This window comes from Nocardia sp. NPDC019219, from assembly GCF_040632645.1.
GTDB classification, from domain to species: Bacteria; Actinomycetota; Actinomycetes; order Mycobacteriales; family Mycobacteriaceae; genus Nocardia; species Nocardia sputorum.
Map to the genome: position 1 here is coordinate 173,507 of NZ_JBEYCG010000005.1, position 18,884 is coordinate 192,390.

At 70.4% G+C, this 18,884-nt stretch carries 18 protein-coding genes; 11 read left to right on the plus strand and 7 right to left on the minus strand.

Annotation, left to right across the window (positions count from 1 at the left end; genetic code table 11):
• Positions 1-81: 81 nt before the first annotated feature.
• A complete protein-coding gene (locus ABZ552_RS12290; RefSeq protein WP_281880584.1) occupies positions 82-1,374 on the minus strand; it encodes a glycosyltransferase in 1,293 nt (430 codons plus the stop codon).
• Positions 1,375-2,196: 822 nt separating this feature from the next.
• Here ABZ552_RS12290 and ABZ552_RS12295 point away from each other — a divergent pair.
• The 4 genes from ABZ552_RS12295 to ABZ552_RS12310 are packed head-to-tail and all read left to right on the plus strand — an operon-like array spanning position 2,197 to position 4,456.
• Complete coding sequence (locus ABZ552_RS12295) at positions 2,197-2,532, plus strand: Lsr2 family protein (protein WP_281880583.1); 336 nt, start codon at positions 2,197-2,199, stop codon at positions 2,530-2,532.
• Positions 2,533-2,567: 35 nt separating this feature from the next.
• Entirely contained in the window at positions 2,568-3,584 is a 1,017-nt protein-coding gene (locus ABZ552_RS12300; protein ID WP_281880581.1) for an iron-containing redox enzyme family protein, read from the plus strand.
• A 31-nt stretch (positions 3,585-3,615) separates the two neighbouring features.
• Positions 3,616-4,269, plus strand: a complete 654-nt coding sequence (locus ABZ552_RS12305; protein ID WP_281880580.1) for a HemK2/MTQ2 family protein methyltransferase — start codon at positions 3,616-3,618, stop codon at positions 4,267-4,269.
• On the plus strand, positions 4,247-4,456 hold the full coding sequence (locus tag ABZ552_RS12310) for a CDGSH iron-sulfur domain-containing protein (protein ID WP_281880578.1): 210 nt from the start codon (positions 4,247-4,249) through the stop codon (positions 4,454-4,456). The genes ABZ552_RS12305 and ABZ552_RS12310 overlap by 23 nt, the downstream gene beginning before the upstream one ends.
• A 7-nt stretch (positions 4,457-4,463) precedes the next feature.
• On the opposite strand, the gene ABZ552_RS12315 is transcribed toward ABZ552_RS12310, so the two are convergent.
• Positions 4,464-4,952 (minus strand): CinA family protein, encoded by a 489-nt coding sequence (locus tag ABZ552_RS12315; protein WP_281880576.1) that lies wholly within the window; start codon positions 4,950-4,952, stop codon positions 4,464-4,466.
• A 139-nt stretch (positions 4,953-5,091) separates the two neighbouring features.
• Between ABZ552_RS12315 and ABZ552_RS12320 the strand changes: the two genes are divergently transcribed.
• Complete coding sequence (locus ABZ552_RS12320; RefSeq protein ID WP_281880575.1) at positions 5,092-5,592, plus strand: hemerythrin domain-containing protein; 501 nt, start codon at positions 5,092-5,094, stop codon at positions 5,590-5,592.
• A 54-nt stretch (positions 5,593-5,646) separates the two neighbouring features.
• Here ABZ552_RS12320 and ABZ552_RS12325 read toward each other — a convergent pair whose 3' ends face one another.
• Together ABZ552_RS12325 and ABZ552_RS12330 are read right to left on the minus strand one after the other, a co-directional pair.
• Complete coding sequence (locus ABZ552_RS12325; RefSeq protein WP_281880574.1) at positions 5,647-6,258, minus strand: NAD(P)H-dependent oxidoreductase; 612 nt, start codon at positions 6,256-6,258, stop codon at positions 5,647-5,649.
• Between the two features lie 22 nt (positions 6,259-6,280).
• Positions 6,281-7,756, minus strand: a complete 1,476-nt coding sequence (locus ABZ552_RS12330; protein WP_281880573.1) for an ornithine decarboxylase — start codon at positions 7,754-7,756, stop codon at positions 6,281-6,283.
• Positions 7,757-8,048: 292 nt separating this feature from the next.
• On the opposite strand from ABZ552_RS12330, the gene ABZ552_RS12335 reads away from it, so the two are divergent.
• From ABZ552_RS12335 to ABZ552_RS12355, 5 genes are all read left to right on the plus strand, one after another.
• A complete protein-coding gene (locus ABZ552_RS12335; protein ID WP_281918614.1) occupies positions 8,049-9,242 on the plus strand; it encodes an alcohol dehydrogenase catalytic domain-containing protein in 1,194 nt (397 codons plus the stop codon).
• Positions 9,243-9,325: 83 nt separating this feature from the next.
• Positions 9,326-13,933: an HAD-IC family P-type ATPase gene (locus ABZ552_RS12340; protein ID WP_357437007.1), complete on the plus strand. Its 4,608-nt coding sequence runs from the start codon at positions 9,326-9,328 to the stop codon at positions 13,931-13,933.
• 88 nt (positions 13,934-14,021) lie between these two features.
• Complete coding sequence (locus tag ABZ552_RS12345; RefSeq protein ID WP_357437010.1) at positions 14,022-15,803, plus strand: thiamine pyrophosphate-requiring protein; 1,782 nt, start codon at positions 14,022-14,024, stop codon at positions 15,801-15,803.
• 20 nt (positions 15,804-15,823) lie between these two features.
• Positions 15,824-16,384: a hemerythrin domain-containing protein gene (locus tag ABZ552_RS12350; RefSeq protein WP_357437013.1), complete on the plus strand. Its 561-nt coding sequence runs from the start codon at positions 15,824-15,826 to the stop codon at positions 16,382-16,384.
• Between the two features lie 39 nt (positions 16,385-16,423).
• Positions 16,424-17,263 carry an SDR family oxidoreductase gene (locus ABZ552_RS12355; RefSeq protein WP_357437016.1) on the plus strand — a complete coding sequence of 280 codons (840 nt, stop codon included), beginning with the start codon at positions 16,424-16,426 and terminating at the stop codon, positions 17,261-17,263.
• 63 nt (positions 17,264-17,326) lie between these two features.
• Here ABZ552_RS12355 and ABZ552_RS12360 read toward each other — a convergent pair whose 3' ends face one another.
• Genes ABZ552_RS12360 through ABZ552_RS12370 form a run of 3 tightly spaced genes read right to left on the minus strand, consistent with a single transcriptional unit; the run spans position 17,327 to position 18,106 of the window.
• Positions 17,327-17,557 carry a DUF6480 family protein gene (locus ABZ552_RS12360; protein ID WP_281880565.1) on the minus strand — a complete coding sequence of 77 codons (231 nt, stop codon included), beginning with the start codon at positions 17,555-17,557 and terminating at the stop codon, positions 17,327-17,329.
• Between the two features lie 9 nt (positions 17,558-17,566).
• Positions 17,567-17,683 (minus strand): LPXTG cell wall anchor domain-containing protein, encoded by a 117-nt coding sequence (locus tag ABZ552_RS12365; protein ID WP_157111893.1) that lies wholly within the window; start codon positions 17,681-17,683, stop codon positions 17,567-17,569.
• A gap of 42 nt (positions 17,684-17,725) precedes the next feature.
• Complete coding sequence (locus ABZ552_RS12370; protein ID WP_281918610.1) at positions 17,726-18,106, minus strand: inorganic diphosphatase; 381 nt, start codon at positions 18,104-18,106, stop codon at positions 17,726-17,728.
• A gap of 136 nt (positions 18,107-18,242) precedes the next feature.
• On the opposite strand from ABZ552_RS12370, the gene ABZ552_RS12375 reads away from it, so the two are divergent.
• Positions 18,243-18,866 (plus strand): antibiotic biosynthesis monooxygenase, encoded by a 624-nt coding sequence (locus ABZ552_RS12375; RefSeq protein WP_281880562.1) that lies wholly within the window; start codon positions 18,243-18,245, stop codon positions 18,864-18,866.
• Positions 18,867-18,884: the final 18 nt, after the last annotated feature.

Sequence of the window (18,884 nt, forward strand, 5' to 3'; positions counted from 1 at the left end):
TTCAACCTTCGGAACTCGACTGTCACGGTTGTCGTGCGCGCGCCGGACGACGCCGGGATCGCCCGCGGGCCGACCGGCGGCTCATGGTCGGGTGGTCGCGGCAGCCGATTTCTCCACGGCGTCGACCGCGGCGAGCACACCGTTCTCCGCCGCGACCGTGCGGCCGATCTCCGCCGCACGCTGCCGCACCCGCGGCGTCAGGGCCTGCGCCAGCGCTCGATGCAAGCGGTCGGTGGTGATCGTGCGATACGGGAAGGTCGCTCCGATGCCGAGCGCGGCGATGCGCCACCCGTAGAAGAACTGATCGCTGTGCACCGGGATCACCACGGCCGGGATCCCCGCCCGCACCACGTCGTGGGTGTTCCCGCTGCCGCCGTGGTGCACGACGGCGCTGCAGCGCGGCAGCACGCGGTCGTAGTCGAACGAATCGATGATCAACAGGGAGCGGTCGGCGCTGAATCCTTTCGGGAATCCCTCGCCTTTCACCGTGACCAGCGCCCGCGCTCCCAAGCGCGCGCAGACCGTCGCGATCATCTCGCGGCATTCCACCGGATCGAGCACGGGCATTCCGGTCATGCAGAAATAGATCGGTGGTTCCCCTTCGTCGAGCCACGCGTCGAGTTCCGGGTCGACGACCGCTTCACCCCAGGCGTCCCGCAGCGCGGGCGGCAGAACGGAGGCGCCGACGATCGTCGCGCGTTCCGGCCAATCGTGCGGCTTCGGCAACAGCACGGGACTGACCATGTGGACCAGCGGTATCTGCTCGGCACGTAGTCGCCGGAACGGATTGCGCGGCCTGCCCGGCAGACCCATCTGCTGCCGCAATTGCCGGTCGACCTTGCGGTACAGGAACGTGTAGGACAATTCGAAGAGACTGTAGGTCGCCCGCGACAGCAGCCGCGAGGAGGTCATGTTCTTCGCCATGAACGACGACGGGAACTCGTCGGTGCGTTCCAGCGGATAGGGCAGGCAGCCGAGCACCGGCGTCCCGGTCTTCTCGCGGAACTCCATCGCCCACGGCAGCGTGGACGCGCAGGCGACGACGACATCGGCGTCCGCGCAGGTCTCCGCGAGCACTTCGTGCATCGCGACGCCCCGCTCGCCTTCGATGATCTTCACCGTGTCGAGCATGATGCGCACGAACGGCAGTGTCTTGCCGGAGGCCAAAGCGCGTTTGGCCGCGGTCGTCTCGAGCAGTTCCGCGGCGTCGAAGGGAATCACCTGCGGTTCGAAATTCGCGTTGCGCACGATGTGCGCCTGATTGCGGGTGGCGGTGATCGCCACGTCGTGCCCGCGGGCGCGGAATTCGTGCGCCAAAGCGAGATACGGTTGATGATCGCCCCTGGTACCTGCGGGCAACAAGGCCACACGCATACTATCGACTTCCGCTCGTGCACTGGGCTCGTCGGGCCGAGTTCGGTGAATCGGCCGACATCTGGTTCGTTGTGGGGTCCGCCTCCCGCGGATGTCCCACTCGCTCGACAGAGTTCGGAACGGTACTCGGCCCCCCGCCGTCCTCAACGGGCCGATTGCCTGCCTGCAGAATCGAGAGATGATCCTTTCGTCCGAACCGTGAACCGACCGGCTACCCGCACCCGGCATGGTCGGTTCCTGCGAAACCGGCGCAGGCCAGTATTCCGCCTCGACCGGGCGCCGTCCAGACTAGGCGGAAGAGGAGTCGTGAACTTCTCAACGGTGGGAGCCGGTATGCCCCGAAAAATGGGGGGCACAACCGATTTCGGCACGTTACGGTGCCCGGGTGCGGGATCCCGTTCCGCTATGTGTGGCCCGCCGAGCTGGACCTGATGACCGAGCCGGCCGGTCTGCGGCTGCGTGAACGCTGGGAAGGATGGACGCGGGAGCCGTTCACCGGCGAAAGCCGCGGGCACGTCTCGGTGTGGCAGAAGGTCGCCGACTGAATTCGACCGGCAGCAGTGTGGACCGGCTCCGGTGAAATGCGGCTCCGTCGACGCGGCCGGATTCGGCAATTCGCCGAGGGGCCGTTTGCGGCCGGGCCGGGTGCGCGGGCAATATGTGGAGGCTCGACGGTCGCCGCTGGTGCGTCGCCGGTTGCGACGCGCTCCGTGCCGCGGTGGGGGACCCCCGCCGTCCGGTGGGCGGAACTGATCTGTTATCTACTGGCTACGAATGTTTTTTCGACTGCACGCGCTCGGTAACCGTGAAGGGATTATCTCTATGGCACGCAAGGTCGTCGTGACACTGGTCGATGACTACGACGGCAAGTCTCAGGCCGAGGAAACCGTGTCTTTCGCCGTGGACGGCGTGGCCTACGAGATGGACTTGTCGACGGAGAATGCCGGCCAGTTGCGCGGATTCTTCGAACAGTGGGTTCCGTATGCCCGCAAGGTCGGTCGTGCGCGCCGCGGCCGCGGCGGGGTCCTGCGGTCGGCGAACGATCGGGAACAGGCCACGGTGATCCGGGAATGGGCGCGCAAGAACGGCATCGATGTGTCGGCGCGGGGACGGATCTCCGCCGAGGTCGTCGAGGCGTACAAGAAGGCGAACGGATAAGCGATAACGTCGCCGGGCCGGGGTAAGCGACCGGTATGACGGTGATGATCGACCCCCAGCAGCAAGATCTGCCCCGCCCGCGCGGCGAGCTGTCGGAGGCGGTGGTGGAGCTACTGCGCGGCAGGCCGGGCGGGCCGGTGCCGGGGCTGGGTGCGGTGGACCCGTACGGCGAGGACCTGCATCTGGCCCTGCACACCTGCTACGAGCTGCACTATCACGGTTTCGGTCCGGTCGATGCCGGGTGGGAATGGGACCCGGGTCTGCTGGGTCTGCGAGCCGCGATGGAGCAGCGGTTCCTCGGGGCGCTGCGCGACGACGTGCCGGGGGGAGCGGATCTGGACGCGGAACTCGAACAGTTGCTGGTCACCCCGGCCGAGCCGGAGGGACTGAGCGGTTTCCTGCGCGAGGAGGGCGAGTGGTGGCAGATGCGCGAATACTTCGTGCATCGTTCGATCTATCACCACAAAGAGGCCGACCCCTACGCCTGGGTGATTCCCCGGCTGCGGGGCCAAGCCAAGGCGTCGCTGGTCGCTGTCGAGTTCGACGAGTTCGGCGGCGGGCGCGGCGAACGCGTGCACGCGCAGCTGTATGCCGATCTGCTGGCCGGCGCCGGGCTGAACCCGGACTATCTGCACTATCTGGACGCGGTTCCCGCGCCGATGCTCGCGCTGGTGAACATGATGTCGCTGTTCGGGCTGCATCGCTCGTGGCGCGGCGCGCTGGTCGGTCATTTCGCGACGGTGGAGATCACCTCCCCGCCCGGCGCTCAGCGCCTGGTGGAGGCGTTGGAGCGGTTGGACGCCGATCCGGCGTGTCTGCTGTTCTATCGCGAACACGTCGAAGCCGACGCGGTGCACGAGCAGGTCATGCGCACCGGTGTGATCGGTGACCTGCTGCGGCGCGAACCCGCGCTGACGGAGTCGGTGGCCTTCGGCATCCAGGTGACGAACCTGCTGGAGGACCGATTCGCCGATCATGTGCTGGCGGCGTGGCGCTGCGGTGGCAGCTCGTTGCGGGCTACCGGCGGCGGCCCGGGCGGCGCGCGGGATTAAGCAGCGCTCGGCGGGCTATCCGCTGAATGTGATGTTGATTCGACCTCCCGGCGTCTATCCGCCGCAGCTGGACACCTGGTTGCTCGTCCGTGCCCTGTCCGAGGCGGGCGTGCCGCACGGCGGGCATGCGTTGGACGTGTGTACCGGCACCGGCGCTTTGGCCGTCGCCGCCGCGTACACGGGAGCCGCGCGGGTGACGGCGGTGGACGTCTCCCGCGCCGCTGTCGTGTCCGCCTGGTTGAACTGCCGGCTGCGCGGGATCGACGCCGAGGTGCTGCGCGGGGATTTCGCGGCGGTCCTCGGCGGGCGCAGTTTCGATCTGGTGCTGGCCAACCCGCCCTACGTGCCCGCTCCCGAGGGCACCGACAGCCGCGGCCTCGCCCGCGCGTGGGACGCCGGAGCCGGGGGGAGAGCGATCCTCGACCAGTTGTGCGCGTCGCTGCCCACCCTGCTGAAACCGCGGGGCGTCGCGTTGATCGTGCATTCGGCGTTGAGCGATCCCGACAAGACGTTGGCCCAGTTGCGGGAGCGGGAGCTCAAGGCCGCGATCGTGGCACGGGCGACCGTGCCGTTCGGGCCGGTGCTGCGCCGCCGCGCGGAATGGCTGGAATCGGCCGGGTTGATCGGACCCGGTCAGCGAATGGAAGACCTGGTGGTGATCCGTGCCGACCGCATCCGGCAATGAGCAGTGGCGGCGGGTGACGCTCACCGCCGACGGCCCCGCGTTGATCGAGGGCCCGGTCGAGTTCGTGACCGCGGACGGCCGGACGGTCCGGTCCGACCGGTTCGTGGTGGCGCTGTGCTTGTGCAAGCGCTCGAAGAACTACCCGTTCTGCGACACCAGCCACCGCAAGCGGCGCCGCTCGACGTGACCGCGGGTCACGACGGCGAGCCATCCCGGCCCAGCGACCGGACGGTGTCGAGCAGCGTTTCGGTGGCGCAGGCGACGGTCTGCTCCACCACGTCCGCGGGTTCGCCGTCGAACTGACGGTGCCAGGCCCGCACGCCCTGCTCGCCTGCGATCGCGAACCACACCGACCCCGGCGGCTGGCCGTCCTGCGGATCCGGGCCGCCCGCACCGGTGACCGCCACGGCCACACCTGCTTTCAGCAGTTTCCGGACACCCGTGGCCATCGCTTCGGCCGCGATTCGCGACACCACCGGCACGTCGGGCACTCCCAGAACGGTCTGCTTGACCTCCGTGCTGTAGGCCACGAGGCCGCCGCGGAACCAGTCGGAGGAATTCGGCGCGGCGCCCAGAGTGGCCGAAAGCCGTCCGGAGGTGAGCGATTCGGCGACCGCCACGGTGATCTCCGCCTCCTGCGCCAATTCGGCCAGTTCCTGTGCGTAATCGTCCGCGTGGGGCATCTTCGTCCTTTCCTGTGTTCGCTGCCTGTTCACCATACGGCCGGCGACGAGGTGCGCCGCACGGCGCACACCGCGGTTTCGGCGGCGTGGCGCCGGGAATGTCGGCAGAAGACTCGGCCCCCGATGCAAGGAGAAAGCGATGACCACCGACGCGATCGTGCTGCTTCGCGACGACCACAAGGCGATCCGGAAGCTGTTCCGCCAGTTCGAGAAGGCGGGCGACGACGCCGTCGAAACCAAGGGCGACGTGGTGAAGAAGATCATCGAGGCGCTCACCGTGCACACCTATCTCGAGAACGAGTGCATGTACCCCGAGGTGCGAAAACTCGTTCCCGACCTCGAGGAGGACATCCTGGAGTCCTACGAGGAGCATCACGTCGCCGACGTGCTGGTCACCGAGCTGGCGACGATGAAGCCCGACGACGAGCACTTCACCGCCAAGACCACCGTGCTGATCGAGAACGTCGATCATCACATCGACGAGGAAGAGAACGAGTGGTTCCCGAAGGTGCGCGAGCAGCTGGGACGCAAGCAACTGCAGGAGATCGGCGCGCGCATGCAGGAACTCAGGAAGAAGGCGCCGACCTCGCCCGCGCAGCCGTCGGCCTTGAAGAAGACCGTCGACGCCGTCCTCGCCTGACCACGTGATCGCGCCGGCACCCGGAGGGGGCGCCGGCGCGATCACGGGCGGAAGTCATCCGGCGGGCGGGTACTGCTGGGCGCTCAGCACCCGGGCCAGGTGTGCGGCGTTTCGGGCCAGCGCCGCGGTGGCCGAGGCGACGGCCTTGGGCACCGAGTCCAGATCCTGGTAGTCGGTGCCGCCCATGGCTTGATCGTTCCAGTATGTGCAGCCCTGCGCGGGGATGGTGAATCCGATGTCGTTGAGCCCTTGGTACAGATCGGCGACGATCTTGTGCGCGCCGTCCTCGTTGCCGACCACCGCCACCGTGGCCACCTTGCCGACCATCGCGGGACGCCCCTCGTCGTCGGTCTCGGACAGCTCGGCGTCCAGGCGCTCGAGCACTCGCTGCGCCACCGACGACATGTGCCCCACCCACGTGGGGGTCGAGATCAGCAGGATGTCGGCCGCGGCGATCCGCTCGCGGATCGACGGCCACTGGTCGCCGGGCCCCTCGTCGGTGGTGACGCCGGGCAGTACCTCGTAGTCCACCACGCGCAGCGCCGTGCCCGGCACGTCGTGCTGGGCCAGCTCGTCGAGCACCTGCCGGGCGATGAGGTCGCTGCTGGATTCGGCAGGTGACTTCTTCAGCGTGCACACCAGCGCGAGGGCGGTCGGTCCGGCCATGAAGGAAACCTCCTGATCCACATCAACTTCCGGTTCGGCCGCGGGCGACGACCCGGATCGTGCGCAGCCGCGAGTCCGCGGCGTCCGGCACGTTCATGCCCGCGTCCAGCCCGGTGCGCAGGTAGTCGACGACGGCGCCGTCGATGCGTTCACCGGGCACGACCACCGGTATGCCCGGTGGGTAGGGCGTGAGCTGCTCGGCGGCGATCCGGCCGACGGCGTCGCGCGCGTCCACCGTCTCCACCGGGCCGAAGAACGCGTCGCGTGGCAACATCACCGATTCCAGCTGCAGGTCTTCCGGCGAGGGCAGGTCGATGCTCGGCGGGTCGGGGTCGTCGAGTTGGTCGCGCCAGGCGGCGATGCCGTCGATCAGGGTGTCGACGGTGTCCTTGTCGTCGGCGAGCGACAGGGTGGCGAGCAGACGCCGGTGATCGCTCAAACCCATGTCGATGCGCCGGTGCTCACGCAGCCAGTCCGCGGCCTGATAGCCGCTGGCCCCGGTGCCGGACACGTCCATGAGGACTTGGAGCCGGTCGAGGTCGTGTGAGGCTTCCGTGCCGAGCAGTTCGTCTTCGAGCACCTGGATACCGGGGATCTCCGCGAGCTGCCGCCTGGCCTGTTCGGCGACCCGCAGCGCGTCACCGAGCAGTTCCTGGCCACGTTCGACCATCTGCCTGCGCCAGCCGTCGAGCGCGGCGTAGACCAGGACGTTGGGGCTGGTGGTCATCAGCAGGTCGGCGCACTCGCTGAGCCGGATCGGGTCAACGAGATCACCTTGCAGGTGGAACACCGAACCCTGTTCGAACCCGGCGCCCATCTTGTGCACGCTGACCACGCACAGATCCGCGCCGGCGTCCATGGCCCAGGTCGGCAGGTCGTCGTGGAACGGCAGATGCGCGCCCCACGCTTCGTCCACGATGAGCGGCTTGCCCCGCTCGTGGCAGACCTCGGCGATGCCGGCGATGTCGGCGCAGGTGCCGTACGGACTGGGGCTCACGATCAGCGCGCCCGCGGCGTCGGGGTGGGCATCCCAGGCTTCGCGGACCTCTTGTGGCGAGGGCGGGTGCGCGAAGTGCATCTCGGCATCCCAGCGCGGCGTGATCCACCGCGGCTGGACGCCGGAGAAGATGAGCCCGGCGACGACCGATTTGTGACTGTCCCGCGCCACGAGCAGGCCGCCGTCGTGGCCGCCCGCTACGGTCATCATGGCCGCCTTGACCGACAGGGAACTGCCGCAGGTGGAGAAGAACGCCGATTCCGCCCGCACCGCGTCGGCCATGAGCGCCTCGGCGCGGGCCAGATAGCCGCCGCGGGAGAGCCGGTCGTCCAGCCCTGCGACGGCCAGCACATCGGAGCCGAAGGCGTCCCGGCCGATCACGTCCAGGACGCGTTCGTCGGTTCCGCGTCCTTGCCGGTGCCCGGGCGGCGTGAAGCCGTACCGGCCCAGGCGGTGATAGTCGGCAAGCGCTTCCAGCAGAGGAGCTCGTGTATGGTCCACGGCTACCGCCTACCCCCAAACGGCGCCGGCACACCTGCGGCTTACGGTGCCCGTCGTATACGGGCCGCCGCGGTCTTGAACAGCGGCTGCTTGGACGCGGGGTCGACATCGGTGGTCAGCTCGTTCGCCGCCCGGTCGTGCGTGCCGTCCCCCGCGATCCCGGTACCCGTAATGGAAGGGGAGACGCCACCTACCCGAAGGGGGTGCGGGCAAACCCGGCGGCGGTCGTTTCGGGGCCAGGCCGCCGGGTAGGACGGGGACAGTTATCGACCCCGACCGGAGGAGCGCCCGGATGAAGGCAGTGACCTGGCAAGGACGACGCAAAGTCGCCGTGGAGACAGTGCCCGATCCCCGCATCGAGGCCCCCACGGACGCGATCATCGAGGTCACCTCCACCGGGATCTGCGGTTCCGACCTGCACCTGTACGAGCTGCTCGGCGCCTACATGAGCACCGGCGACGTCCTCGGTCACGAAGCCATGGGACGGGTGGTGGAGACCGGCTCGGCGGTCACCGGGCTGTCCCGCGGCGACCGTGTCGTGATCCCGTTCCAGATCAGCTGCGGCGGCTGCTACATGTGCCGGACCGGCCTGCCCACCCAGTGCGAGACGACCCAGGTCCGCCGGTACGGTTGCGGCGCGGCCCTGTTCGGCTACTCGAAACTCTACGGGCAGGTGCCCGGCGGTCAGGCGGAATATCTGCGGGTGCCACACGCGGACGCCACCCATGTCAAAGTGCCCGAGGGACCTGCCGACGACCGCTTCCTGTATTTGTCCGACGTGCTGCCCACCGCTTGGCAGGCGGTGGAGTACGCCGGGGTGCCCGACGGCGGTTCGGTGACCGTGCTCGGTCTCGGCCCGATCGGGGACATGGCCTGCCGGGTCGCGGCGCAGCGCGGCTATCGCGTCATCGGCGTGGACCGGGTGCCCGAGCGGCTGGCGCGGGTGGCCGGGCGCGGCGTGGAAGTGATCGACCTCGCCGCCGCCGACGAGCCGGTCGGCGACATCATCCGCGGCTGGACCGAGGGCCGCGGCACCGACGCGGTGATCGACGCGGTCGGGATGGAGGCCCACGGGTCGCCGATCGCGTCGGTGGCCCAGCGTTCGGCGGCGTTCCTGCCGGACGCGGTGGCCCAGAAGGTGATGGACACCGCGGGCGTCGACCGGCTCGCGGCGCTGAACTCCGCGATCGACATCGTCCGCCGCGGCGGCACGATCTCGGTGATCGGCGTCTACGGCGGCATGCGCGATCCGCTGCCGATGCGGGTGTTGTTCGACAAGCAGATCCAGCTGCGGATGGGCCAGGCGAACGTCAAACGATGGGTGGAGGACATCATGCCGCTGCTGCGTGACGGCGACCCACTGGGCGTGGACGGCTTCGCCACCCATCGGCTACCGCTGAGCGCAGCGGCGCAGGGCTACGCCGACTTCCAACAGAAAACCGACGGCGCGATAAAAGTCGTGCTCGACCCGACCGCCACGAACTGACCGGCGCGGCGGACCCGGCCGCGGTCGTCCGAGACCGCGGCGGCGGACGGTTTGCTCTGTTCGGGCCTGGGTAGCTGCCGTGTATGAGCTTCTTACTACGCGCAGCCGTCTCGCCGTGGTGGCTCGAGGCGCCGACCTCCGTCGCCGCCGAGATGGCCCGCGCAGGGGTGGAGAAGGCCGTCGGTCTGGGCGCGAAAGCGGCACAGGCGCCGGTGCAGGCGGTGGTGGCGGGCGCGCGAGCGAGCGCGTCGCTGCTCAACCTGGGACGTGACGAGGAGCTGCGCGACGAACTGGCGGCGCTGATCGATCCGCATGCGCTGCGCACCCGCCGCCGGGTGGCCCTCTACGAGGACCGGGCCACCGTGGAAGTGCGCGGACTGGACTCCGGCAAGAGCGGCGACGTCACCCGAGCGCTGCACCGGACCCTGGACCGGCGCCGCGACGTGCGCTGGTGGCGGGTGAACGCGGTGACCGGGCGCGTCGTCGCCGCGCTCGAGCACGGCGCGGCCGACCTGCCCGCCCTGGTGTCGGCCATCGAGTCCGTCGAGGCCGACACCGCGGTCGGCGACCTGGACTGGAGCCGCGGCTGTGAGCACCCCGGCGATCGGGAACCGCTGCTGGCGGCCGGGATCCAGGTCGCAGGCGACGTGGGCGCGATCGCGCTGTCGACGGTGGCCGCGGTGCTGCCGTTGCGCAAGCCCGCCCGCGTGCTGCGCGCGGTGGCCGCCTTCGTCGACACCCAGCCCCGCCTGCGCAAACCACTGGAGGAACAGCTCGGCCGTACCCGCACCGACCTGCTGCTCACCACGGCCAACGCCATCGGCAACGCCCTGGGCAACACCGCCGCGGCGGGCACGGCGAACCTGGTGATCGACGCGGTGCACCGCGGTCTCACCCTGACCGAGTCGCTGACCCGGTACGCGCAATGGCGCGACTGGGAAGCCGACATCGACCGCCGCCCGGCGGAAGTCTGCGATCCGCTGACGCCGCGCGCCCGCGTGGTCGAGATGCCGCAGGGACCGATCGAGCGGGTCGCCGACGAAACGGCCGCGGGCGCGCTGGTGGGTGCGGTCACCTCCGTGCTCGGCGGCCGCGGCCTGTTCGGCGCCGCCGACGCGCTGGAACTGGGAGCGCCCAAGGCGGCGCGGGCCAGCCGCGAAGCCTACGGGGCGCTGGTCTCGACGATGCTGGGCCGGGCGGGCGTACTGACGCTGCACCCGCGCGTGTGGCGGCGGCTGGACCGATTGTCGGCGCTGGTCATCGACGGAGAGTCGCTGTTGACCGCGCGCCGGTTGATCCTCGACGCCGAAGCCACCGATCCACGGTGGTCGGTCGCCGAAGTATGGAGCGCGAGCCAGCGGCTGCTGTGGGAACAGGAGGCCGGCGAAGGCGCCCAGAACGACTTGCTGCCCGACGACACCGACCGCTACCTGTCGGCCGGCGGCCACCGGCGTCTGGTGCACCCCGCGACCGGAAGGCCCGACGACGGCGACACCCGCCGCGCCGTGTGGCGCGAACTCCACGACAACGGCACACCGGTGGGACGGGTGCTGGTCGGACGCGAACTCGACCGGCGCGCGCACGCCCTGCTGAGCAGGGCCCGCAGCGCGGGCCTGCGGGTGACCCTCGCCGCGGGCGCCGACGCCGCCGAACTGCGGTCGATGGCCGACGAATTCGTCTCCCCGTCGCGTTCGCTCAGCGAACGCGTGCGCAGCCTGCAACAGGACGGCCACGTCGTCGCGGTGCTGAGTCCCCGCGCGCACAAGGCCCTGGCCTTCGCCGATGTCGGTATCGGGATGGCGGTGCGGGAAGGCAACGCGCTGCAGATGCCCTGGACCGCCGACGCGGTCTGCCGCGATCTCGGGCAGGCCCACCGGGTGCTCGCCGCCATCGCCCCGGCCCGGCAGGTGAGCGAACGGGGCCGCTCACTGGCCCTGTCGGCGGCCGCGCTGGGCGGGTTGCTGCTGGCCGTCGCCCCGGACAGCGCGGGCCGGTCCTCGCCGATGACCGCCGCCCACTACACCGGTCTGCTCAGCGGCGCCTACACCGGCTGGCGCATAGCGCGCGCCGAGCCGCAGGCCACCCTCGCCCCGCTGCTGCCGTGGCACGCCCTCGAACCCGGTGAGGTGCTGAGTCGGTTGCCGCGGCCCGTTCCCGTCGAGGAGCGTGCCGCGCCCAGTCCCGCCGCCCGCATGCCCGGCGCGCGCGTCCTCGCCTCGGCGGTGTCGTTCGCGGGCCAACTGCGCCGCGAGCTGGCCGATCCGCTCACCCCGATTCTCGGGGTGGGCGCGGTCGCCACCGCCGTGCTCGGCGCGCCGTCGGACGCGGTGCTGCTGTCGTCGGTGCTCGGGGTCAACGCGCTGGTGTCGGCCTGGCAGCGGCAGCGTGCCGAGGGTGCGCTGCACCGCCTGTTCGAGGGCGAACGGCTCACCGCCCGCGTGATCGATCGCGCCGAGCTGGACGCGCGCGAACCACGCGAACGGAAGGTGCCCGCCACCGTTCTCGCACTCGGCGACGTGATCGTGCTGCGCGGCGGGGATGTGGTCCCCGCCGACGCGCGACTGCTGCGCGCCGACGACCTCGAGATGGACGAATCCGGCCTCACCGGCGAGTCGATCACCGTCGACAAGCAGGTGCCCGCCACCCCGGGCACGTCGGTGGCCGATCGCGCCTGCATGGTGTTCGAGGGCAGCACCGTGGTCAACGGCACCGCGCGGGCGATCGTCGTGGCCGTCGGCCCCGACACCCAGGCAGGCCGCGCCGCGGCCGGGGCCATCCCGCCGGAGAAGGCAGGCGTGCAAGCGCAGTTGCGCCGCTTGACCGACCGCGCCCTGCCGCTGACCTTGACCGGCGGTGGCGTCGTGACCGGGCTGGGCATGCTGCGCGGCAGGCCGCTGCGCACCGCGATCGCCGACGGTGTGGCCGTCGCGGTCGCCGCGGTCCCCGAGGGACTGCCGCTGGTGGCCACGGTCGCTCAGCTGGCCGCCGCCCGCAGGCTGTCGCGGCACGGCGTGCTGGTGCGCGCCAGCCGCACCGTCGAGGCCCTCGGCCGGGTGGACACCTTGTGCTTCGACAAGACCGGCACCCTCACCGAAGGGCGGCTGCGGCTGACCACCCTCGCCGATCTCGACGACCAGTGGTCCCCGGACGCCGGCTCGGAGAGCGCGCACCGCCTGCTGCGCGCCGCGGCCCGCGCCTGCCCCGACCCCGCCGAGGGCCCGATCGCGCACGCCACCGACCGTGCGGTGGTCGACGCCGCGGCCGAGGCGCTCGGCGAGGACGCCCGCCGCTGGGATCCGATCGAGGAGATCCCGTTCGAATCCAACCGCGGCTACGCCGCCACCCTCGGCCACACCGCCCACAAACTGCGGTTGATCGTCAAGGGCGCGCCGGAAGTCGTCCTGTCGCGCTGCACCCGGGTGCGGACCGACGACACCGACCATCCCTTCGACGAGCACATGCGCGAACGCGCCGACAAGGCGGTGCGCGATCTCGCCGAGCAGGGCCTGCGGGTGCTCGTGGTGGCCCGCCGCGATCTGCCCGGCGAACCCGACGACGTCGAGGCGGCCGTCGAGGAGCTCACCCTGCTCGGTTTCCTCGGCCTCGCCGACGCTCCGCGCCCGCAGACGCTGCCGCTTGTGACCGCGTTGCAACGCAACGGCATCAGCGTGCGCATGATCACCGGCGACCACCCGGTGACCGCCGCGGCGGTGGCCCGCCAGCTCGGTATCGAGGCCGGCCAGGTGGTGACCGGCGCGGATCTCGACCGTCTGGACGAGACCGCGCAGACGGAGCTGATCGAGCAGAGTACCGTCTTCGCCCGCGTCGACCCGGAGCAGAAGGTGCGTATCGTGGCGGCGCTGCGCCGCGCGGGTCACGTGGTCGGCATGACCGGCGACGGCAGCAACGACGCCGCCGCCATCCGCACCGCCGACGTCGGAATCGGTTTGGCCGCACAGGGTTCGGTCGCCGCCCGCAATGCCGCCGACATGGTGCTCACCCACCCCGACCCGCTGGTGCTGTTGCACGCCCTCGTCGAAGGGCGCGGCATGTGGCAGCGGGTCACCGACGCCGTCGGCGTGCTGGTCGGCGGCAACGCGGGCGAAGTGGCCTTCACGCTGTACGGCACCGCGGTCAGTGGCCGGGCGCCGCTGGGCACCCGGCAATTCCTGCTGGTGAACATGCTCACCGACATGTTCCCCGCCATGGCGCTGGCGCTGTCGCGCGAGCGCGACACCGCCGATCCCGACGACGCCGACGATCCGCGGGCGCAGGCGGAGCGGGCCGGAGAGCGGCTGGCCGGACTCCCGCGCGCCCACCTGGGCACGGACCTGCTGCGCACGCTCGGCGTCCGCGGTGTCGCGACGGCTACCAGCGCGTCGGTCGCCTGGACCCTCGGCCGCATGACCGGCACGCAGCGGCGCGCGGCCACCATCGGGCTGGTCGCGCTGATCGGCACGCAGCTCGGGCAGACGCTGGTCTCCGGATACCGCAGCCCGCTGGTGTGGCTCACCACGGCGGCCAGTGGCGCGGTGCTCGGCGCGGTGGTGATGACGCCGGGGCTGTGCGGCTATTTCGGTTGCCGCCCGCTGGATCCCGTCGGATGGGGGATCGCGACCACGTGCGCGACGACCGCCACCGCCGCCGCCGTGCTGCTCCCGCGGCTGCTGCCCCCGCAAGAGACCGCCTAGGGCGGCGGCCGCGCTGATTGGCGCATGACCGCCCGGGTACCCGCCCGTCGACGGACCCTGCCACCGGCACACGGACAGGAGGAACCCTATGGCTCAACAGGTCGGTGACTACGTCGTGCAGCGTCTGCGGGAGTGGGGCGTCGAGCAGGTCTTCGGTTATCCCGGCGACGGGATCAACGGCCTGATCGCCGCTTTCGGCCGCGCCGAGGACACGCCGGCGTTCATCCAAGCTCGCCACGAGGAGATGTCGGCGTTCCAGGCCACCGGATACGCCAAATTCAGCGGCAAGGTGGGCGTGTGCACCGCGACCTCGGGGCCCGGGGCGATTCACCTGCTCAACGGGCTGTACGACGCGAAGCTCGATCACGTCCCGGTGGTGGCGATCGTCGGGCAGACCGCCCGCAGCGCCATGGGCGGCAGCTATCAGCAGGAAGTGGATCTGCAGAGCCTGTTCAAGGACGTGGCGTCGGACTATCTGGTCGAGGTGAACGTGGCCAGCCAGCTGCCCAACGCGCTGGATCGCGCCTTCCGGATCGCGGCCGCGCGCCGGGCCCCGACCGCGGTGATCATCCCGTCGGATCTGCAAGAAGAGCAATACCATCCACCGCAGCACGCCTTCAAGCAGGTGCCGTCGAGCCCACCGGGATCGCTCTCGACACGCGTGGTGCCCGCGCACGAGGACATCCGGCGCGCGGCGGAGGTGCTCGAGGCCGGATCGAAGGTCGCCATCCTCGTCGGTCAGGGCGCCCGCGCGGCCGCCGAGGAGGTCGTCGAGCTCGCCGAGCGCACCGGCGCGGGCGTGGCGAAGGCGCTGCTGGGCAAGGACGTGCTGCCCGACGACCTGCCTTTCGTCACGGGCGCGATCGGATTGCTCGGCAGCAGGCCCAGTTACGAGCTCATGCGCGACTGCGACACGCTGCTGATCGTCGGATCGAATTTCCCCTACAGCCAGTTCCTGCCCGAACCGGGGCAGGCGCGCGCGGTGCAGATCGACCTCGACGGCGCCATGATCGGCATGCGGTACCCCACCGAGGTGAACCTGGTCGGCGACGCGACATCGACGCTGGCGGAGCTGATTCCGCTGGTGCGGCGCAAGGGCGACCGCAGCTGGCGGGAGCGGGTCGAGAAGAACGTCGCCCGCTGGTGGCAGACCGTCGAACGCCAATCCCTGCTGGACGCCGAACCGGTCAACCCGATGCGGGTGGTGTGGGAGCTGTCCGAACGCATTCCCGAGGATGCCATCGTCACCGCGGATTCCGGATCCTCGACCAACTGGTACGCCCGCTGCCTGCGCTTCCGCGGCCGGATGCGCGGATCGCTGTCGGGCACCTTGGCCACCATGGGCCCCGGCGTGCCCTACGCCATCGGCGCCAAGTTCGCCCACCCCGACCGGCCCGTGATCGCGCTGGTCGGCGACGGCGCCATGCAGATGAACGGCATGGCCGAACTGCTGACCATCGCCCGCTACCGCCCCCGCTGGCGCGACCAGCGCTTGGTCGTCTGCGTCTTCCACAACAACGACCTCAACCAGGTCACCTGGGAGCTGCGGGCCATGGGCGGCGCGCCGAAATTCGAGCAGTCGCAAACGCTTCCCGACGTCTCCTACGCCGAGGTCGCCCACAGCGCCGGCCTGACCGGCATCACCGTGCGGACCCCCGAGGAGCTGGGCCCGGCCTGGGACAGCGCCCTGCACGCCGACGGCCCGGTCGTGCTCGACGTGCACTGCGACCCCGACGTGCCGCCCATCCCGCCGCACGCGACCTGGGATCAGATGAAGGACACCGCCGAAGCCGTGCTGCGCGGCGACCCCGACGCCTGGCACCTGGTCGCGCAGGGCGCGAAAGCCAAAGTCCAGGAATTCATTCCGTAGCGACAGAAACGAGTGTTGCGATGACCGACCAGGATGTCGTCGACCTGCTCACCGCCCAGCACGCGAAGATCCGCGAGCTGCTGGCGCGACTACAGGCGGGTCCCGACGCGAAACAGGATCTGTTCACCGACCTGGTGCGGTTGCTGGCCGTGCACGAGAGCGCCGAGGAGGAGGTCGTGCACCCGGTGGCCGGGCGAGCCCGTTTCGGCGCCGACGCCGACATCGTGCAACCGCGGTTGGCGGAGGAGAACGCGGCCAAACGCGCGCTGGCCGACCTCTACGACCTCGGTGTGGACCATCCGGAGTTCGATGCCCGGCTGGCCCGGTTCGCCGCCGCGGTCGACGAGCACGCCACGCACGAGGAAGCCGAGGAGTTCCCGCTGCTGCGCGCGCAGTTCTCCAGCAGCCAACTGAAGCGGATGGCCGGATCGGTGCGGGCCGCCGAGGCGGTGGCGCCCACCCGCCCGCATCCGCACGCGGGGGAGTCCGCGCTGGCGAACCTGCTGGCCGGCCCGCCGTTGGCGCTGTTCGACCGCACGCGCGACGCGGTGCGCGACTGGCGGCAGCAGCAGGACACGTGATCACCCGTAGCGCCGAAGTGCACAGGAGGAAGAGACGACATGGGTTTTCCCGAACAGCAGCAAGACGTCCCTGGTATCCAGGCCAGGATGACCCCGGTCCCGGACTGCGGTGAGGACAGCTACCGCGGCTCCGGGAAGTTGACCGGCAAAGCCGCCGTCATCACCGGCGCCGACAGCGGCATCGGACGGGCGGTGGCGATCGCCTACGCGCGCGAGGGCGCGGATGTGCTCATCTCCTACCTCGACGAGGACGAGGACGCCAAACAGGTCGCCGACCTGGTGACGCAGGCCGGACGCAAAGCCGTGCTCGTGCCCGGCGACCTGTCCGAGGCCGCGCACTGCCGCGCCGTCATCGACCGTGCGGTGCGCGAATTCGGGAAGATCGACGTCCTGGTGAGCAACGCGGCGTTCCAGATGACGCACGAGACGCTCGAGGAGATCAGCGACGAGGAATTCGAGCACACCGTCAAACTGAACATCAACGCCTACTTCTATCTGGTGAAGGCGGCGCTGCCGCACATGCCCCCCGGCTCGTCGATCATCGGCAGCTCCTCGGTCAACTCCGACATGCCCTCACCCACCCTGGCTCCGTACGCGGCGACCAAAGCCGCCATCGCGAATTTCTCCGCCAGCCTCGCGCAGCTGCTGGGCGAACGCGGGATCCGGGTCAACAGCGTCGCGCCGGGCCCGATCTGGACCCCGTTGAATTCGGCCACGATGCCGGTGGAGAAGGTCGCGAAATTCGGCGACGACACCCCGCTGGGTCGTGCCGGTCAGCCGGCCGAACTGGCCCCCACCTACGTCATGCTGGCCTCCGACGACGGCAGCTACGTCTCCGGTGCCCGCATCGCGGTCACCGGGGGCAGGCCGATCCTGTGAGAGTGCGCGCACGCTGACCCACGGTCGGCCGCACGTCCGAGCGGCCGACCGTCGGGGCGCCGGTCACAGCATCGACACCACGATGCCGACCGCCGCGGCGACGAAGAGCAGGATCACCACCGCCCCGATGAGCATCGCCACGACCCCGGTGACGGGGAAGTGGTGTCTGGTGCTGGGCTCCGGCGCCGACAGCCCGGAGGTCTGCGGCGTGTCCGGGGGCGTGGCGCCCGGCGGCACTCCGCCGCCGGGTTCCAGATCGGGTGTTTTCGCGGGATCGGGATCCATCGCGCTCATAGCCGCTCCCTACTCGCCGTCGTTGCCGGGTACCTCGGGTGCGCCGGGCCGTTTGCCGGACCTCTTTCGATAGAGGATCACCGCGCCGACGAGCACCGCGAGTCCGAGAATCACCAACAGTTCCATGCCCGGGACCTACCCGGTATCCGCGCGCCCAATCGGCACCGGTCAGCTCCGTACGAGGACGTAGTGACCGGGGGTCTCCTGGAACGCGACGGCCTGATGGATCGCCGCGTCGTCCAGGACCGGATCTGCGCTCGGGACGATCACCAGCTTGTCGTCATCGTCGTAGAACCGGTGGATGATCCCGACGCAGCGTCCCCGTGCGAAGACCATCGGTTCGGCCGGTCCGAGGAAGTACGCGTCGAGTTCCTGCCCATCGGGGGCGCGGGTGAGCGGGACGTAGCCGTAGTTGGCGAGGTAGCGGAATCCGCACCGGGGGTGATGGCTTCCGTAGGGCCGGTCGATCACGAGATCCACTGTGGCATCGAGGAACAGGCGCGCCAGCCGCAGCGACTCGGAATCCTCGAGCGGCACCGGGTCGGTCATCGCCCCAGGGTACGGCAGGCTCGGGCAGGCGATCCGCGGGTGCAGGCGGGCATTGCGTGCGGACGCGGGCTGGAGGAAGGTGAGTATGTCCGGTGGCGCCACCGGGGCGCCACCCTGACAGGGCGGGAGGTGGCCCGTGTACGCACGTTCCAGCACCATCGCGGCCCAGCCGTCATCGATCGACGACGGGCTCGCGTATCTGCGCGATGAATTGATGCCGAATCTGCCCGAGATCCAGGGGTGGGTCGGTTTGTCCCTGATGGCCGACCGGTCGACGGGACGCTGCATCGCCACGACCTCGTGGGAGACCGAGGAGGCTCTGCACGCCAGCAGAGGGCGCGTCCAGCCACTGCGCGAGGGCATGGCCCGGCGGCTCGGCGGGCGGGCCGAGCGGGTGGAGGAGTGGGAGATCGCGGTGATGCACCGCGACCATCCGGCCGGCGACGGCTCCTGCACCCGGTGCACGTGGGTTCAGGTGGATCCGGGCCAGCTCGATCGGCTGGCCGACACATTCAAGAACGAAGTGCTGCCGCAGACGGAGATGCTCGACGGGTTCTGCAGCGCCAGCCTGTTCATCGACCGGGACAGCGGCCGAGCCGTCGGCGCGACGGTGTGGGAGAACCGGGAGGCGATGGACGGCAGCCGCGAGCAGACCAATCGGATCAGGGCGACGGCGACCCAGCGGGTCGGGGCCAACGTCCTGGAGGTGGGGGAGTTCGATCTGGCCTTCGCGCACCTGCGCGTCCCCGAGATGGCCTGATCGCACAGTGGATCCGGC

What these genes read in the sequence shown, in the direction of transcription:
- ABZ552_RS12290 (WP_281880584.1), bottom strand. Translation starts at nt 1,374, where the DNA reads ATGCGTGTGGCCTTGTTGCCCGCAGGTACCAGGGGCGATCATCAACCG.
- ABZ552_RS12295 (WP_281880583.1), top strand. Translation starts at nt 2,197, where the DNA reads ATGGCACGCAAGGTCGTCGTGACACTGGTCGATGACTACGACGGCAAG.
- ABZ552_RS12300 (WP_281880581.1), top strand. Translation starts at nt 2,568, where the DNA reads ATGACGGTGATGATCGACCCCCAGCAGCAAGATCTGCCCCGCCCGCGC.
- ABZ552_RS12305 (WP_281880580.1), top strand. Translation starts at nt 3,616, where the DNA reads ATGTTGATTCGACCTCCCGGCGTCTATCCGCCGCAGCTGGACACCTGG.
- ABZ552_RS12315 (WP_281880576.1), bottom strand. Translation starts at nt 4,952, where the DNA reads ATGCCCCACGCGGACGATTACGCACAGGAACTGGCCGAATTGGCGCAG.
- ABZ552_RS12320 (WP_281880575.1), top strand. Translation starts at nt 5,092, where the DNA reads ATGACCACCGACGCGATCGTGCTGCTTCGCGACGACCACAAGGCGATC.
- ABZ552_RS12325 (WP_281880574.1), bottom strand. Translation starts at nt 6,258, where the DNA reads ATGGCCGGACCGACCGCCCTCGCGCTGGTGTGCACGCTGAAGAAGTCA.
- ABZ552_RS12335 (WP_281918614.1), top strand. Translation starts at nt 8,049, where the DNA reads ATGAAGGCAGTGACCTGGCAAGGACGACGCAAAGTCGCCGTGGAGACA.
- ABZ552_RS12340 (WP_357437007.1), top strand. Translation starts at nt 9,326, where the DNA reads ATGAGCTTCTTACTACGCGCAGCCGTCTCGCCGTGGTGGCTCGAGGCG.
- ABZ552_RS12345 (WP_357437010.1), top strand. Translation starts at nt 14,022, where the DNA reads ATGGCTCAACAGGTCGGTGACTACGTCGTGCAGCGTCTGCGGGAGTGG.
- ABZ552_RS12350 (WP_357437013.1), top strand. Translation starts at nt 15,824, where the DNA reads ATGACCGACCAGGATGTCGTCGACCTGCTCACCGCCCAGCACGCGAAG.
- ABZ552_RS12355 (WP_357437016.1), top strand. Translation starts at nt 16,424, where the DNA reads ATGGGTTTTCCCGAACAGCAGCAAGACGTCCCTGGTATCCAGGCCAGG.
- ABZ552_RS12360 (WP_281880565.1), bottom strand. Translation starts at nt 17,557, where the DNA reads ATGAGCGCGATGGATCCCGATCCCGCGAAAACACCCGATCTGGAACCC.
- ABZ552_RS12365 (WP_157111893.1), bottom strand. Translation starts at nt 17,683, where the DNA reads ATGGAACTGTTGGTGATTCTCGGACTCGCGGTGCTCGTCGGCGCGGTG.
- ABZ552_RS12370 (WP_281918610.1), bottom strand. Translation starts at nt 18,106, where the DNA reads ATGACCGACCCGGTGCCGCTCGAGGATTCCGAGTCGCTGCGGCTGGCG.